Consider the following 17,137-nt stretch of genomic DNA (forward strand, 5'->3'; position numbering starts at 1 on the left):
TTATCTCCCTTCTTCGCTTGCTGTGGGGTATTAGAATATACAACTATATAATTTAGACGCAATAAAAATTGTAGAGACGCTTTTACACTTGGCGTCTCTACAAAAGTTTTTATTAGGGTAGTAATCAAAATCCCTGTACGAATGGCAGACGAGTTAGGGTTCTCAGAAACTCTCCAGCTAGGTTGAGTGCTAAGAAAGCTAAGATCGGTGAAAAATCCATACCGCCTAATGGGGGAATAATTGAGCGGAATAGATTCAGATAAGGATCGGTTATCTGGGCTAAAGCGGCAAATGGCTGGTTATACCAGTTGATTGTCGGGAACCAGGTTAACAAAACCCGGATAATTAGCAAATAGCTATAAAAGGTGACAAAGGTAACTAGTGTCGTAATCAGTAAACTCATGGATAGCTTTGTTTCCTACTAGGTGTCAAACGCGGTCTTATCTTTTAATTTTAATTTAGTCCAAAGTCAAAAGTGTTTGCGGATTTCACGTTTACCACACTTGACACTTTCACCACGCCTGAACAAATTTCAGGAGTCTTTAGTGAGGGAGCGGTCATTGGTTGGTTGGGGTGAACTGCTATTAACATTTCCCAGTTGCTTTCGCACTTCATCAATTGTGGCATTTAGCTGGGCAATTTTATCTTCTAGCGATCGCCTGGCCGTTTCTATGCCGATGCTTTCGCTTTCTGAGGCTTTCATCTGACGCCGCTTTGCTGCTATTTTCTTAGCTTCGACTTGGCTATCTGTCAGTTCTGTCTCCTCTTCTATTAGCAATTCTGGATCGCGTCGAGAAGCAATCAGCGCCCCGATGACACCGCCAAATACGCCACCAACAAACGCCCCTGCTACAAAACCACTACCAAAACCATCTCGCTGACTCATATCTTTACCGCCTTCAACAAACCTTGCAACTTTTACAGTAGTTATGCTATTTTCCTGCCCTAGCTGCATACTAGCTTAAGTCCCAAAGATGCGATCGCCTGCATCTCCTAATCCCGGTACAATATACCCCCTGCTGTCCAGTTTTTCGTCAATAGTAGCGGTGTAAATTATTAAACCTGGATAAGCTTCACTCAATTTTTGTAAAGCTGGTGGAGCCGCCACTACACAAACAATCCGCGTCAAAGCTGGGTCAGCACCCCGTTGTGTCAATTCTGCCATTGCCGCCATCATTGACCCTCCAGTTGCCAACATTGGATCGGTAACTAACACTCGTGTTTGGGGGTCAAATTTTTCTGGTAACTTGTTCAGATAACAATGAGGTTGCAGTGTCTCTTCATCTCGCGCCAAGCCAAGGTGGTAAATCGATGCTAAAGGCAGTAAAGTCTGCGCTCCCTCTAGTAATCCTAGCCCAGCCCGCAGAATCGGCACTACTGCCATAGGTACTTGCGGATCGATCACCGTTGCTGGACAGGTATCTAAGGGACTCTGTACTGCTGTTTCTTGAGTCGGCAACCAGTCTCGTGCAGCTTCATAAGTCAGCCATCTTCCCAACTCAGTCATGGCACTGCGGAACAATACTGAAGGCGTGCCTGCATCACGGGCAACTGCTAGCCAGTGCTTGATCAGGGGATGGGGTGGAACATAAACGCGCAATTGTAGCGTCATAGCCAGAAATAGGCGCCTTTTTATTGTATAAGAACTGAAACACCATAATACTCTTTCCTGCATCTGGCTGACAGCTTAAAATTAACAATCTCAATTTTATTGAAAAACTTTTTCATTAGTAGTTGACATTAATTCTTAATTAAGGCTATATTCTTATAAAGTGTTCTCCTCTCTTTTAAGGATCGGCAGACGGGATTAGCCAGCAGTAGCAGGCTCGTCCCTCTTTTTTTTGATTGGTCATTGGTCATTTGTCATTGGTCATTGGTCATTTGTCATTAGTTAAATTAAATATTGATTGACTCTAGACAAAGGACAAATACTTACTTCTCTACGTTCGCGCAGCGTGTCGCAGACAGACGCTACGCGTTAGCGATACGCTCAGTAGAAAGGACTAATGACTAATGACAAAGGACAAATGACAAATGACAATTGACGCGATCGTAATTGGGTCTGGGATTGGCGGATTAGTAACAGCGACCCAGTTAGCGGCGAAGGGAGCGAAAGTGCTGGTACTGGAACGTTATTTGATTCCCGGTGGTAGTGCTGGTTATTTTGAACGCCAAGGCTATCGATTTGATGTTGGTGCGTCAATGATTTTTGGGCTGGGACAGAACGGTACTACCAACTTACTCACCCGTGCATTATCAAGTGTAAATGTCAGCCAAGAAGCGATCGCAGATCCGGTACAGATTCACTATCATCTACCCCAAGGTTTAGACCTGAAGGTTGACCGGGTTTATGAAAAATTTTTGCAAAATCTTATTGCTCATTTTCGCCATGAAGAACAAGGGATTCGTCGCTTTTATGACGAATGCCAAAAAGTATTCAAATGTCTCAACAGCATGGATTTGCTGTCACTGGAAGAACCTCGGTATTTACTGCGCGTATTTTTTCAGCATCCTTTGGCGTGTCTCGGTTTAGCCAAGTATCTGCCCCAAAATGCTGGGGATGTGGCGCGGCGTTACATCAAAGACCCGCAATTATTGAAATTTATCGATATGGAATGTTATTGCTGGTCGGTGGTTCCATCGGATATGACACCAATGATTAATGCTGGGATGGTCTTTTCTGACAGGCATTATGGCGGAGTTAACTATCCCAAAGGCGGAGTCGGACAAATTGCTCAAAAACTAGTGGAAGGTCTAGAGAAGGCTGGAGGTCAGATTCAGTACCAAGCTAGAGTCACCAAAATTCTCACAGAACAGGGAAAAGCGGTAGGTGTACAACTGGCTAATGGTAAAGTATATCGGGGTAAACGCATAGTTTCTAATGCTACACGCTGGGATACATTTGCACAATTATTACCAGCGGAAGAAATGCCAGATAATGAGAAAAAGTGGCAACAAAACTACCAAAAATCTCCAAGCTTCTTGAGTTTGCACATCGGGGTAAAGGAGTCAGTTTTACCTGCGGGGACAGAGTGTCATCATATTTTGCTGGAAGACTGGGAAAAGATGACAGCAGCAGAAGGCACAGTGTTTGTTTCGATTCCCACATTACTTGACCCAGATTTAGCACCAAATGGATATCACATCATTCATGCCTTTACGCCTCACTGGATTGATGATTGGCAAGAACTTTCTGTGAGTGAATACGAAGCGAAGAAAGAAGAGGCCGCTTGGCGAATTATTGACCGCCTAGAGAAGCTTTTTCCCGGTTTAGATGCCGGATTGGATTATTTAGAAGTGGGGACACCGCGCACCCATCGCCGCTTTTTGGGTCGTGAGGATGGCACTTATGGGCCAATTCCCCGGCGTAAGTTGTGGGGGTTATTGAATATGCCCTTTAATCGCACAGCCATTCCAGGACTTTATTGTGTAGGGGATAGTACCTTTCCGGGTCAAGGTTTGAATGCAGTCGCTTTTTCTGGATTTGCTTGCGCCCACCGCATTGCTGTAGATTTAGGATTTTAATTACAGGAACAGCTTACGCTAAAAACCTAGTAAGTGGATAGCGTTACTAGTGAAGCTGATAGCTACCCTAACAATCTGAGTAACTCTCAATACGGTTTGGTTAAGAAAGTTATTTGTTAAAGCGATTTCTTTGAGCGAAGTAAAACAAAGTGCTGGGGAAGCAAGAGTATTTAAATTTAATCTCTTCACTTTAAGTGCCTCCAAGCCACCTCCCCAGCTTATCCAAACCGTATTGAGATGGGTAGCAAATACAATCAAAAAGTTACTATCTTTAGTGCTTTTGCTAACACAATGGACAGTATTATTACTCCTTATCTAATGTTTTTTGGTTCTGAAAATTAGCTAACTCTGATGCTAAAGTCTCTTCTAATGCATCTAGGATCGCTTGGGGATCAACAGCTTCCTTCATTATTTGGGCCTGCGGATCGGAGCGATTTTTGACATTAGGAATATCTTCGCGTAATTCTTCAACTAAAGCGATAAGTTTTGCGATTTTTTGCTCAGAGAGCAGGTTAAGCTGAAGGCTAAGTTGCGCCCGTTGCTCTGCTAATTTTTCCTGACGCTCTTGTTTTATCAACACCCCTGTTGTTACTAACAGGGAACCTGCGGTCAGTGAAAATTGTAGCCAAGAAAATGGCGGGGGATCGAATCTTGATATGCCGAAACGTCGTGGTAAAACATTGGGTGTTACCCATAAAATAATTCCTAACAGGATGCTATACAGGAATACCGGACGACCAAAAAAGGCTGTTACGGTTTCTACAAACCGTTGATGTTGAGGTACGTCTTTTTCATAACGTCTGTGCAGGGCAATAATAGCCTCTATATTTTGACTAATCGCTTCCGGCAATGGGGCTGTGGGCAAAATGGTTTGGCAAGGTGCTGAAGATGATACTTGCGGTGAATCTTTTGGATTTGGTTTATCTTGGGAAAACATGGACAGTTTTCTTGTTGTATTGATTTCTCTAAATCAATAACTCAAGTTTTACCTATATATGTATACTTTTAGGTAGAAAAATATATGAAAGTACCTATAGACAGATTCTGGCAGATTGCTATTGCTGTTGAATCAAGCAGAGATATTGAAACAGAATCATAGCATCAAATTTCTTGTTTCAATATTGTATTGAGACTAAACGCCTCAATGCCCAAATCTAACGTCCAGTCAGCGCTGTTGCGATCGCGTACAGGGTGCGCTCACTTATTTGAAGGAAACACTCCAAACAATTAAAGGATTAAGTCACCAGAGGCTGTGTTTGTAGCTGCTAGTAAGTAGGGGAGGAAACTGCAAACCGCACAGGTAAAATTGAAAAAGTAAAACTACTGTCCCACTAAGGTTTCAGCATCAGCTTGAGTGGTGCAAAAAAATGGATAAAGTCGAGCTTAGACGAGATTTTAATTGAGATTGCAAGTCAAAGGTAGACAGTTAATTTTTAGAAATTGAAAAGTTTAATTCCTGTTGAATACTTTTAGTGTCCTCATCCAGATTTGTCACTCTCAAATCATTACTTGGACAGCTAATATCTTGAGATACTTGCCCTTGATACCTAACTTGAGTTGATGTACCGAATGAAACAGATTTAGCACATGATTTATATGGTAATTTTGATAATGGTTTAGCTGCCGAAATATCATTGAAAAATTTCGTAGCTGTCTCCACTTTTATTTCACCTGCACCGTTTCTGTTGCAAACAGTATAAGTTGCTTTCCCAGATGGCAATAGGTGAATTCTATATTTGCAGGTATTTGTAGAGCCACTATTAATAATAACCGCGGGCTGTTTTGGATTTGGAGTTTGTGCAAGTATTTTCAGCGGAAAAATACATAAGGGTGTAGCTAACAATACTGAAGCTAAACTAATTGTATATATGTTAAAAAGTTTCACTTTCACCTCACATTATTTTTTTAAGTTATCTAATTAGCCCAGAACTAATTTAAAATATCTTATGGAGCAAAAAATTCTGCAATAGCAATTGCTTGGTTAATACTCGATTAAGTTTTATTAAATTTGCGAGAGGCGCAGTTAATAAACAGAAATTATGGTTATTTTTTAAAACTATAGTTGATTATATACTTTTTAGATATGTCATTTTGATGTCAATACTATGTCAGGATAACACTCATGTTTATGTGGTATGCCTATCGAATATCTAATGTAGATTTCGCAATAAAAGCCTTCAGTGACACAATTGAGGCATTGCGGCTCACGCCGGAGAAACAGTCATCAGCGGCGATACGCAAACGCATTCGTGCGTGGATACGGTAGGTTACGCCACGCTCAAAATCGGTTCGGTTGGTTCTTTACCATGCCTTTTCACTGGAATTTACAAAACTTTTTATAATTGTGCTTTAATGGTGGGCGGCTTTTGTTCGTTCAAGAGTCTTCCTCACACACAAAGCGATCGCTGATGCTACTCACACACAAAGAAAACATTGTAAAATTTAGCTGGTTTCTACCCAGCCTCTTAAGCTTGATCCTGTTTGGCTCCACTGTAAAGGCTAATGCTGCGATTGCAAATTGGCATTTTGATAGCAATCGCAATCATCTGGACTTCACCACAGATGAAAATGTTCAACCGAAGGTACAATTACTTACGAATCCTACTCGTCTGGTAATTGATTTACCTGGAGTTACATTAGGATATCCACAGGCTAGTCAAAGAGTGGGGTTAGTAATTAAAGACATTAGCATCGGGCAGTTTAACGCAGAGACTACCCGCATGGTAGTTACTTTAGCACCCGGTTACACCTTTGATTTAGCACAGGTGCAACTACAAGAGGAATCCCCCAATCATTGGTCTGTGCAGTTACCCAAACCAATACAACAGACTGCAACCCAGCCGCAATATTTAGAAGTAACTCCGAGTATTTCTCCAAGAGTGAATGATAATAGCACTCTCTTTGCGGGCGTGGTTCCAATGCATTCACCGATGAAAGCGCTGGAACCTCAAATTAAAGCCTTGATGAGTCGCTACAGCTTTCTGAAAACAGGAATGTTTTTCCTAGATTTGGATACTGGGGATTATCTGGATATTGGAGGCGATCGCGTTTTCCCCGCTGCTAGTACAATCAAACTGCCAATACTCATCGCCTTTTTTCAGGATTTAGATGCTGGTAAAGTCACCCTTCAGGAAAACCTGACGATGCGGCGTGACTTAGTTACCAATGGTTCTGGAAGTATGCAATATGAGCGAGTTGGGAAGAAGTACACAGCTTTGGAAACCATCACTAAGATGATTACCATTAGTGATAATACCGCCACCAACATGATTATCGATCGCTTAGGTGGGGCGGCGAAACTAAATCAGCGCTTCCGTAGTTGGGGACTGAAAGACACAGTAATTCGCCATCTTTTAGCTGACTTGAGAGGAACCAATACCACAAGTTCTCAAGATATGGCGCGGGTGCTGGCTTTAGTTGTGAACAACAAGTTAGTTTCGCCACAAAGTCGGGAGCAAGCCTTAGATATTCTGCGCCATACCACAATTCACACACTGCTTCCCGCAGGTTTGGGGAAAGGTGCAGTTATCGCCAACAAAACTGGAGATATCGGGTTTCTCATCGGCGATGCGGGATTTGTAAGTATGCCCAATGGTAAGCGCTATTTGGCCGCCATCTTCGTCACCCGTCCTTATAAGGACACCAGAGGGAGAGACTTTATCCGTCAAGTTTCCCGATTAGTTTACGATTATCTGAATCAGCTGAATCCAGTTGCTGCGGTTAATTTGCCTAATAGTGCTACGAGATAGAAAAAGCATCGCTTCTCCCCAATTTGTAACGCAATCACAGATCAATAAGGATAAACACCATTGGCTGATCAACGGTGTTTATTAGATTTGAGGCATCTCATTTTTGCCCCTTTTATATAGCAATACGCTTGGTTTAAGCATTTATTTCTTCTCTTCGCGTCCTTTGCGTCCTTTGCGGTTCCTCAAAAAAATTGACTTTGGCAAAGAGTTTTAGCCTTAACTGAGCTGTATTGCTTCATACTCATCATCTTTGCCAAGCCGGAGTGGGCTGCCATGCAGTCTTGATACTCGTGTTCATAATTCATAGTCAAATAAATGATTTGCTGTTCAATTGGGCTGAAACTTGTCGTAGTAAACAAATCCCATAGTGCCATCGAACCTTTGAGCAATGCAGGTGCTTCGGCGAAAACTCCCAAAACTCCACACTGACTGCCGAGACATCATTCGCAACCCAGATCATCGCATCATGAGTAAGGTTTCATTACCTACTTAGACGTTAATATATCCCATTACTCCATACGGATTGCACTTAATCAGGAATCGGTATAAGATTAAGCGCGTAAATAATTAAAGATTTGTAGTAAGCGGCTCCAGCCATCTTTTCAGGGTTCGAGCCGCTTACTACGAGGCAATTTAATTAAATTTACACTGCGTAACATAGCTTGATTTATTTTTGCTTAGTTACCTAATTCAAATTACTTCATAGTCAAGGTTTAGACAATGGCATTAATAGACGGAAGTTCTCTAACTAACGATGTACTCACAGGTACAAATGGCAATGATGAAATCAGGGGATTTCGAGGTAATGATACTTTATTTGGTTTAGATGGTAATGACTTGCTTGTAGGAGCATTAGGGAATGATATCCTGGACGGAGGAAATGGCAACGACATACTCGTTGGAACCCTTAGTGTTAGTGGAGTTGGTGAAAGAGATGTTTTAATCGGCGGTGCTGGGGCAGACAAGTACTACCTTGGCGCTGGCGAGACTCAAAGCTTCTTTTATAACGACGGTGATATACTTAGTAGTGGAATTGGAGACTTTGCCCTGATCAGAGGTTTTGATGTTAGTCAAGACAAAATTGTACTCTACGGTTCATCAAACAAATATGTTTTAAGCCGTAATCCTGAAGGTTTACCAGCAGGTACAGCTATTTACTTTCAACAGTCAGGAGAGGTCAATGAGTTAATAGGGATTGTTGAAGGCGTAACAGGTTTAAATCTTGGAGGCAGTTACTTTAATTATCTGTAATATTTTACACAGTTACTTCTTCTTCTCCCAAAAATAAGTTTAGACAACTAGGCTTACTGAATTGAGATTCCCTCTAAATTTGGAATAGATCCAAACGTTTGTTGTGCGTCATGGGCAATTACGCAAAAGAAATTAGGTGTTGCTGAATACAAAGGATGATTTTTGTAGCTAGCCCACTTGAAAATACAAGGAACGGGCAAAATGTCCATACTACAAAACTAGCAAAATCGTCTCTGTATTATGTAACGCCTAATTTTTCGTCAACCCGCGTAGGCAGACTTCACTTATATAACCGCGACTTCTAGTTGTTCGGTTTTCTGGTAGAAGATGTAAGTCAATTTAGTTAACACAACTAGATAATTGTAATTTTACTTGCGGCTTTAGTAGCTTTTTCCCTAGCCTCTTCGACATTAACGCCCTTCGCCAAAGCTACGCCCATTCGCCGATATGGATGAGCATTAGGTTTACCAAATAATTTAATATCTACATCTTTTTCTGACAAAGCATCGGCTACACCACTAAAAGCAATAGAATCAGATTTTTCTGAGGCTAAAATTACCGCACTGGCTGAGGCTCCTAATTGTTCTATATGAGGAATTGGCAAGTCTAAAATAGCTCGTAGATGTAGTTCAAATTCATTGAGATTTTGTGAGATTAATGTCACCATTCCCGTATCGTGAGGTCTAGGAGAAAGCTCAGAAAAAATCACTTCATCTTTGGTAATGAAAAATTCAATGCCAAAAATTCCGGCTCCTCCTAAAGCATCAGTGACTTTTATAGCTATTTCTTGAGATTTTAATATTTTATCTTCAGAAATGTCTGCGGGTTGCCACGATTCTTGATAATCGCCTCTTTCTTGGCGATGACCAATGGGAGAGCAGAAAATTGTGGGTGCATTCCACTGTTTAATTGTCAGTAAAGTTATCTCAATTTCAAAGTTAATAAACTCTTCGACGATGACCTTTTGACTGTCTCCTCTAGAATTAGCGATCGCATAATTCCAAGCTTTCTCAACCTCACTCTTATTCTGCACTACAGATTGACCTTTCCCTGATGATGACATCACAGGTTTAACAACATTGGGAAAGCCAATTTTATCCGAAACTGCAATCAATTCTTCTAAAGTTGTTGCATAACCATATTTAGCTGTTCTGATGCCCAATTCTTGATGTGCCAGTTCCCGAATTCTATCGCGGTTCATTGTATAGTTAGTAGCAGCCGCAGTCGGTATAACTGTAATCCCTCGCTGTTCAAATTCGAGCAGTTTTTCTGTTCGGATTGCTTCAATTTCTGGTATAATAATATCTGGCTGATGTTTTGTCACTACAGCTTCTAAATCATCAGCACTGAGCATAGAAATAACTTCATAAGCATCAGCAACCTGCATCGCCGGAGCATTGGCGTAGCGGTCAACAGCAATCACATAATTACCAAGACGTTGAGCTGCGATCGCAAATTCTTTGCCTAGTTCTCCTGAACCCAGCAACATCAATTTTTGGGGCAACTTAATACTCATTAACTTATCCAGGTCAATATCAATTCAATCATCTTATAATTTTTTGTGTTTTCATTACTAACTTCTCAAGAATTAAATATAGCTTTGCGTAGTTCTAAATCTTGACGTTGTAGATGATTTAAACCAATACCTCCGCCAAACTGACATTTATCTACTAGAGTCTCTAACCAAATAGTTTCGTTCAGAGTTGCACCTCGTAAATCTGCATTTCTCAAGTCGGCTTTCGTAAAATTTACAAATAAAAGGTCTGCATTTACTAAACTACTACCTTGGAGATTTGCTTCTGACAAATTTCCTCGGATGAAGTTGACCCCATCTAAAATTAAACCAGATAAATCTGCTCCCATAAGATTAGGAAATTTTAGCTGACTGGGAGATTGAAAAAATCGCATTATACAGATTATATTGGCTTCATTTAGTTGAATTTTACTTAAAAACTCATAACGAGCGATACCCAGTTGCTTAAGAATTTGTAGACGTTGTGGGGGAGTTTGTTCTAAAAACTGGATGGCTGTATAGCGTAGGTCTTGAGTAGAGATATTTAACATAATTTTCAGATTGCTGTGATACTTGTGTCAATAAAAAAATAACAAATAATAGATAATATAGCAGTCTTAAACCATTCATAAAAAATAAAAACCCCAATTTATTTGAGAAATTGAGGTTCTAAGTTTATTGATAACTACCTAGCTAATATTATGCTAATAATGCTTTCGTAGTAGATTCGCCTGCTAATCTAACTTGCCTTGTCAACTGCAAGTTTAACCATCCTAGAAAAGTTAACTCAGCGAGGAATGCCATAAAAATTGTTGTCGTTCCAGAGCCTTGGATACCAGCCCAAGGAAAAGTTGAAAACAGCCATACAGTAGACATCACAGTAGACACCTGTGATGTGATGCCGATAAATTCTAAAATTATCGGTGGTAGGAACACTGCTGCACCTATAATCCGAATTGCCCAGAAAGAACGTTTGGGAGTTTTCAGCAAAAGTATCAATTGGGCGATGGTAGCGTAAATCATGATTACGCTGATAGACAAAGCTATAGCTAAAAGTGCTTTAAACCTGTCAATATCGTTACTCAGCCAAGTTTGACCATTGTGGGTATCAAAAATAGATGTAAATGAAATCCAGACTAGCCAGGGGATAGTAACAATTGTAAGATTAATTGCGATCGCCACGAGTGCAGGGCTTTTTTCAGCCCAAATTAGATCCTGCCAAATACTCTTGTGGCTAGAAACTCCCTGATGTCGATATCTTGCCCAATCTTGTACATCTTGACGGTGAGGGGAAAGAACTGCAATTAAACTTAAAATCAACACCAAGTTGTACGATGCTAGCAAAATGTAATTTTCCCCAACTTGTTGATCTAATGCGTAACTATTTTCACCAATTTGCAGAGTAAAACCCCAGAACATCAACTGGCAAAACGCTACTAACAAATAACTTTGCTTCTTGCTAATTATTGAGGCTTGAGGATTACGGAAGCAACGTTTAAGAATTTGCAAAATTCCGTAACTGCACAATCCCAAGTTTAATAAATGAAAGCCAACAACACTAACAATATTTCTCCCTAATGGTAAATAGAAAAACTGCAATTTTTTAATGTCCGAGCCATTGGATAGATTAAATAATCTAGGAAATAGATAATTAGTTGTATCCCAAGGATTAAAAAGTCTAAACCAAGCAGTTGAATGATTTAAAGTGTTGCTATCAGACGATGCAAGTAACATCGTTATGAACAAAAATACAAAAATTATACCACTAACTAATAAACCCAACAAAGGCTGAGAACCACTAAATGAACGACTAAATAAGCTAAGTAGTAGTGCAGCACTGTAGAAGAAAATACAACTAGCAGCAAGAATTGCGTAGTAACCCAAAATGTAACTAAAAGCAATTTTGGCAGAAAGCCCAGCCCATAAATGTAAAGGAACTGCTACTAAAATCATGAGATAAATTAAACTCGGAACTCCTAGCAACTTGCCAGTCAATATACTTGTTTCTGATTGGGGACTAAGACGGATAAAGTTTAGTGTGCCGCGAGTTTCTTCTTTAGCAAAATCATTGATTAGCAAATAAGTTCCTGCAACTAGTAGTGTAAATAGAAAAATTACACTAAATGTTAAGAATATATATTCCCAATGATCTCGCCACCACAACTGCCAATCAATTTGATTTTGAGGACAAAAGTTTTTTGAGAAGAAATCATTTAATTCATCAATTTTAGATTGATTTGATTCTTTGAAAACCTGTGTTTGTTGCGGCTCATATATTTGACGTAAACGACAGTATGTACCAGTTAGGGAGTATTTATCATCAGGAGGATTGCTTAAATGATATAAAATAACTACCAGTTGCAATAGTAAAGATGTCACAACTACGATCGCTACATTAACAAATTTAAATTGCCCTTTGAGTTCGCGGAATAATTGCGGATTCCAATCGCCGATTTTGTCTATTAAATTGAGCATAGTATGAAAAATTTCTCCAAAAATAGGGAGTGAGATTTATTGATGAATCAAGATGCTTGTTTGTGACCTAATTTTAAGAAAATACTTTCTAAGTCTTCTTGCGTGCAGTGAAAATCAGTTAAAGGAATGCCCGCTTTGATGAGCGATCGCAATAACTCAGCGCTATCTTCATCTTTGCCGGAAAAATTCACCCGCACACTGTTTTTTCCTGATATAACCTCCCATTCTTCTACTAAAGGATGATGTTTAAGCTCGTTCAAAAGTGTCTCTAAGTTTCCTAGAGTTGATAACACAATTTGCTGATGGGCTAGACGTTGATAAAGTTGCTGTAGGGAAGTACTTTCTACTAAGAAGCCAAGTTCCATAATTCCTACAGAAGTACAAATTTCCGCTAAATCACTGAGAACGTGGGAGGAAATGATGACAGTCATTCCAGCTTCTTGCAATGCCTTAATAATTTCCCGAAAGTGCATCCTCGCAATAGGATCAAGCCCTGAAACAGGCTCATCGAGTAATAGTAAAATTGGTTCGTGGATAATAGTTCGCGCTAAACTTAAACGCTGTTTCATTCCCCTCGAAAGAGTTGAAATCTGACTATTGCGTTTATTACCAAGTTGAATAAGTTCTAAAACTTCATGTAAGCGTTTAGTGCGGCGCGGTTCTCGCAAACGATATAAACGCGCAAAGTAATCTAAGTAATCCCAGACTGTCAAATCCTCATATAGTGGGTAGTCATCGGGTAAATAGCCAAGATGACGCTTAAGTTTGAGGTTACTGTTGTCACGAATGAGGCGATCGCCATTAATATAAATCTCACCCGCAGTTGCTTCCTCAGCAGTCGCCAACATCCGGATGAGAGTTGTTTTACCCGCGCCATTCGGCCCAATCAGTCCATAAACTTCCCCCGCCTGAATTTCTAAATCAACATCATTGACAGCAACATGTCGGTCAAATTGCTTAGTGAGTCCACGGGTGCAAATTGTTAATTCTTTTACCATCGCTGCTAGGGTGCGGCTTGTGATTAACCGCTAACCTAACTTTTTTTACAGCTTTTGTCAGGATGGTTTCCAAAATTGAAACTGGTTTTATTTAAAGCTGCTTTGAGTTCTGGGCATTATTTACCCTATTTTCACTAAAGTTTTAAATGATACCAATAATTAAGTTTGCTTACTGGGAATACTAAAGTTAGAAATCTCTAGTTCTTCTCAGTTAATCAGGTGTAAAAATTATGGATTTTGATTCGATTATGAAGATGCCTGTTATCGGGCAAACTATTGCTCATGGTATTGAAGGAGGTAGAGACTGGGGGCAAACGTATCTTGACGATTTACGCTGGTGTGGTGATAAAGATAAAATGGCAAATAACGTTATATATCAGTCAACCCTTTGGTCAGTAGGCGAGGGTATTGGCAGTGGGTTTATAGGAATCGCTGGAATACCGTTTGATGTTGCTAATACACTTTATTCCCAAGTTAAACTTGCATCTACTCTTTTTACCATATATGGAATTGACACTTACAGCCAATCTGCACAGCCCTTAGTCTTAGCTGCTGCTGCTGGAGTTAGTGTATCTGAATTAGCTAATAAGTTGGGAACAAAGGCAGCTTCACAGGCCATTCAGAAAGCTTTGATGTCTATCCCTGGTAAAACTTTTGCTGAGATAAATAAAGCTTTAGGAATTAAGTTAATTTCCAAAGCAGGCGAGAAAACTTTAGTCAACGTAGCAAAAATGATGCCTTTTATAGGGTCTGCGGTCGGTGGTACGGTAAATGGTGTAATGATGAATGCTTGTGGACATTCAGTGATTGCTTTTATCAAGGCTTGGAACAGGTCATAAATTAGCAAAATAGGTAAGGCGTATGTCCTACCTACTTTTTAATTTGTATTCTACTATTTAACCTGAGTTCGGGATAAGCTGAAACCCTGATTACACCGTTGCTTGATTTTGGGATATATTAACGTGCTTATGTCATTTCAGCTAGTTAGAGGTGAATAAACCTCCTTAACCCGAACTGAGGTTATTTAGTAAAATTCTCAGATTAAAACTTGACTGTTTAGCCTAGTAGTCCGCCAAAGAATCATCTCTTAAAGGTGAATTTAGGAATGGCTCATCAGCGGTAATTTTATCTGAAACGTTGAGCCTTTACCCTCATTGCTCATCACATAAATGTTACCGCCGTGAGCCTGGACAATTTGTTGAGCGATCGCTAATCCCAATCCAAATCCGCCGCTTTCTCTGGCGCGTTCTGTATCAACTCGGTAAAAGCGATCGAAAATGTAAGGTAAATCTGCCTCTGGAATTCCAATTCCAGTATCGATGACTTGAATTACTGCCCGATCTGGGTGAGGTTCTAAGCGTAACCAGACAGTTCCACCAGGCGGAGTGTAATTACAGGCGTTATTGAGCAAGTTTTCCACAGCTAGCCTCAGCAAATCGGGGTCAGCCCACAACTTAATAGGTTGTTCTGGTAAATGGCTGACCAACTCGATCGACGCTTTTGCAGCAACAGTATTGTAATAAATAGCTAAATTCTCTAGCAAGCTATTAAGATTAACCTTTTTAAGAGATTCGGGAGTTAACTTTCCCTGATGCCGAGCCAACAGCAGTAGGTTATTAACTAAGGTACTCATCGACTTAGCGCTATCGATGATGTTCTGCACTGAGGGATGGATTTGGGGATGGTCTGCTGCCATTAGTAACCCGACTTGGGCATTGGTCAAAATCGCAGAAAGGGGCGATCGCAACTCATGAGAAGCATCGGATGTAAAGCGTTGTAGTTGATTATAGGCTTGCTGAACGGGTTGCATAGCTATGCCGCCAAGTACCCAACCTGTAAGTCCAATTAACCCCAGTGCTACAGGCACAGCCAGCGTCAACATTAACTGAAATTCTCTAAGCTCGTTTTGAGTTTCTGTCAGCGGGATAGCAACTTGCAGATAACCGATGACCGAATTTCCTCCTTGAACAGGTAGGGTGACTTGACGCAGCCAAAGCGTCTCACCTGTAAACTGGTCAACGGACTTAATTGTGAGAAACTCAGATGCTATTCCCAACTTTTCTGGAGGTGGAGTACCAAAAAACCGCTTGAGTTTGCCATTCGGGTCATACCAGCGAACATAAACCAGTTCAATATCAGCAGGGTGAGAACCACTACCCAATAGCGGTATATTGCTCAGATCGACTTCTTTTTGTCCTTGATACAGCCGATATTGTGAACTGGCTGCCATTAGCTCTGCTCTTTTATAAAGCAGTTGATCTAATGCTTTGAGCTTGTCTTTTACCTCAAGATTGTAAATGACTCCAGCAAAGAGAATCAGAATGCACCCCATTGAAAGGGTAAACCAACGAGCTAAATTACGACGACTGCGGTTAAACACAAATAGAAGAAGAATTCAGAATTCAGAATTCAGAAGTCAGAAGTCAGAATTCAGAAGTCAGAATTCAGAAGTCAGAATTCAAGATGTAATTAAATCGGACTAGGATTCTACTTGATTGTAGACTCTGAAATTAAATCTCAAGATGGTTCTGGAGGATTGAGGCGATAGCCCATACCATAAACAGTTTCAATCCAATCGGCTGCTGCTAATGTTTGCAAACGTTGGCGAAGTTTACGAACTAGAACGGTGATTGCATTGCTTTCTGGCTCACTACCCCACTCCCATACAGCTTGCTCAATTTGGTTACGAGTCAGGACTTGCTTAGGATGACGCATAAAGTACTCTAGCAACTGAAATTCTTGGCTGGAAAGGGATACGATCGCCCCTTGTCGCTCCAAAATTAGTCTATCGAGATGAAGTTCGAGGTCTACCAAACGGAGGGTGTCTCCTTGCCAGAGAGGCGATCGCCTCCTCAATGCCCGCACCCGTGCCATGAACTCTACGATATCAATCGGTTTGACGAGGTAATCATCAGATCCGGCATCTAATCCTATGACTTTATCGGGTGTGGTATCTTTTGCCGTAATCATTAATACGGGAGATGTTTTTCCCGCCGCCCGATACTGTTGACACAAACTCACTCCACTAATCCGAGGTAACATCCAATCTAAAATCAGCAGATCGTATTCTTTTTCAGCCAAAAGCCATTGAGCAGTTTCACCATCCTTGACACCATCGACGCTGTGTCCAGCCTGGGAGAGAACCATTTGTAGCGGCATTAATTGCTTTGGATCATCCTCTACCAGTAAGATTTTCATCGCTTTTGTGGGCTTGGGCTTATCTTAGTAAAATATAGCAGTTCTCACTTCGGTGCAATACAGTCGTCACCTCACCTCGCCTTTGACTGCCGTCGAAGTCTCCCCTCTCCGAACTTCGGCTACAATACTGTCTGCCGACGAGAACAAATCATTGCTTTAATAATGGGTTCGTCGAAATAACAAATGAGTTCGCCGAAATAACAAATGCGTACACCGAAATAACAAATGCGTACACCGAAATAACAAATGAGTACGCCGAAATAACAAATGAGTACGCCGAAATAACAAATGGGTACGCCGAAATAGCAAATGAGTACGCCGAAATAGCAAATGAGTACGCCGAAATAACAAATGAGTACGCCGAAATAGCAAATGGGTACGCCGAAATAGCAAATGGGTTCGCCGAAATAACAAATGAGTACGCCGAA

15 protein-coding genes are annotated in these 17,137 nt (G+C 40.7%); 4 read left to right on the top strand and 11 right to left on the bottom strand.

Going from position 1 to position 17,137, the window contains the following annotated elements; translation table 11 throughout:
* Positions 1-124 precede the first annotated feature (124 nt).
* The 3 genes from V7K61_RS20560 to upp all read right to left on the bottom strand — a co-directional run bounded on the left by V7K61_RS20560 (position 125) and on the right by upp (position 1,612).
* Positions 125-403 carry a YggT family protein gene (locus V7K61_RS20560; RefSeq protein ID WP_069070457.1) on the bottom strand — a complete coding sequence of 93 codons (279 nt, stop codon included), beginning with the start codon at positions 401-403 and terminating at the stop codon, positions 125-127.
* 129 nt (positions 404-532) lie between these two features.
* Positions 533-886, bottom strand: a complete 354-nt coding sequence (locus V7K61_RS20565) for a hypothetical protein (protein WP_335056335.1) — start codon at positions 884-886, stop codon at positions 533-535.
* Positions 887-961: 75 nt separating this feature from the next.
* Entirely contained in the window at positions 962-1,612 is a 651-nt protein-coding gene (gene upp, locus V7K61_RS20570; RefSeq protein ID WP_335056079.1) for a uracil phosphoribosyltransferase, read from the bottom strand.
* Positions 1,613-2,034: 422 nt separating this feature from the next.
* Here upp and crtH point away from each other — a divergent pair, with 422 nt between their 5' ends.
* Positions 2,035-3,525 (top strand): carotenoid isomerase, encoded by a 1,491-nt coding sequence (gene crtH / locus V7K61_RS20575; protein WP_335056081.1) that lies wholly within the window; start codon positions 2,035-2,037, stop codon positions 3,523-3,525.
* Between the two features lie 304 nt (positions 3,526-3,829).
* Here the strand turns inward: crtH and V7K61_RS20580 are convergent, their stop codons facing one another.
* Both V7K61_RS20580 and V7K61_RS20585 read right to left on the bottom strand, forming a co-directional pair.
* Complete coding sequence (locus V7K61_RS20580; RefSeq protein ID WP_335056082.1) at positions 3,830-4,462, bottom strand: DUF1003 domain-containing protein; 633 nt, start codon at positions 4,460-4,462, stop codon at positions 3,830-3,832.
* Positions 4,463-4,951: 489 nt separating this feature from the next.
* Complete coding sequence (locus V7K61_RS20585) at positions 4,952-5,410, bottom strand: hypothetical protein (protein WP_335056084.1); 459 nt, start codon at positions 5,408-5,410, stop codon at positions 4,952-4,954.
* 523 nt (positions 5,411-5,933) lie between these two features.
* Between V7K61_RS20585 and V7K61_RS20590 the strand changes: the two genes are divergently transcribed.
* Positions 5,934-7,274: a serine hydrolase gene (locus tag V7K61_RS20590; protein WP_335056337.1), complete on the top strand. Its 1,341-nt coding sequence runs from the start codon at positions 5,934-5,936 to the stop codon at positions 7,272-7,274.
* Between the two features lie 720 nt (positions 7,275-7,994).
* Positions 7,995-8,525: a calcium-binding protein gene (locus V7K61_RS20595; protein ID WP_335056087.1), complete on the top strand. Its 531-nt coding sequence runs from the start codon at positions 7,995-7,997 to the stop codon at positions 8,523-8,525.
* Between the two features lie 352 nt (positions 8,526-8,877).
* On the opposite strand, the gene purT is transcribed toward V7K61_RS20595, so the two are convergent.
* The 4 genes from purT to V7K61_RS20615 all read right to left on the bottom strand — a co-directional run bounded on the left by purT (position 8,878) and on the right by V7K61_RS20615 (position 13,511).
* On the bottom strand, positions 8,878-10,041 hold the full coding sequence (gene purT, locus V7K61_RS20600) for a formate-dependent phosphoribosylglycinamide formyltransferase (RefSeq protein ID WP_335056089.1): 1,164 nt from the start codon (positions 10,039-10,041) through the stop codon (positions 8,878-8,880).
* 65 nt (positions 10,042-10,106) lie between these two features.
* Positions 10,107-10,589 carry a pentapeptide repeat-containing protein gene (locus V7K61_RS20605; protein ID WP_335056091.1) on the bottom strand — a complete coding sequence of 161 codons (483 nt, stop codon included), beginning with the start codon at positions 10,587-10,589 and terminating at the stop codon, positions 10,107-10,109.
* Between the two features lie 148 nt (positions 10,590-10,737).
* On the bottom strand, positions 10,738-12,513 hold the full coding sequence (locus V7K61_RS20610; protein ID WP_335056092.1) for an ABC transporter permease subunit: 1,776 nt from the start codon (positions 12,511-12,513) through the stop codon (positions 10,738-10,740).
* Positions 12,514-12,560: 47 nt separating this feature from the next.
* Positions 12,561-13,511: an ABC transporter ATP-binding protein gene (locus V7K61_RS20615; protein WP_335056094.1), complete on the bottom strand. Its 951-nt coding sequence runs from the start codon at positions 13,509-13,511 to the stop codon at positions 12,561-12,563.
* Between the two features lie 230 nt (positions 13,512-13,741).
* Between V7K61_RS20615 and V7K61_RS20620 the strand changes: the two genes are divergently transcribed.
* Positions 13,742-14,350, top strand: a complete 609-nt coding sequence (locus V7K61_RS20620) for an EcsC family protein (protein WP_335056096.1) — start codon at positions 13,742-13,744, stop codon at positions 14,348-14,350.
* A gap of 260 nt (positions 14,351-14,610) precedes the next feature.
* On the opposite strand, the gene V7K61_RS20625 is transcribed toward V7K61_RS20620, so the two are convergent.
* Positions 14,611-15,891, bottom strand: a complete 1,281-nt coding sequence (locus tag V7K61_RS20625) for a sensor histidine kinase (protein ID WP_335056098.1) — start codon at positions 15,889-15,891, stop codon at positions 14,611-14,613.
* Between the two features lie 137 nt (positions 15,892-16,028).
* Complete coding sequence (gene rppA, locus V7K61_RS20630; protein WP_335056100.1) at positions 16,029-16,709, bottom strand: two-component system response regulator RppA; 681 nt, start codon at positions 16,707-16,709, stop codon at positions 16,029-16,031.
* Positions 16,710-17,137: the final 428 nt, after the last annotated feature.

It is taken from the genome of Nostoc sp. (genome assembly GCF_036918015.1).
In the GTDB taxonomy this organism is placed as follows: domain Bacteria; phylum Cyanobacteriota; class Cyanobacteriia; order Cyanobacteriales; family Nostocaceae; genus Nostoc.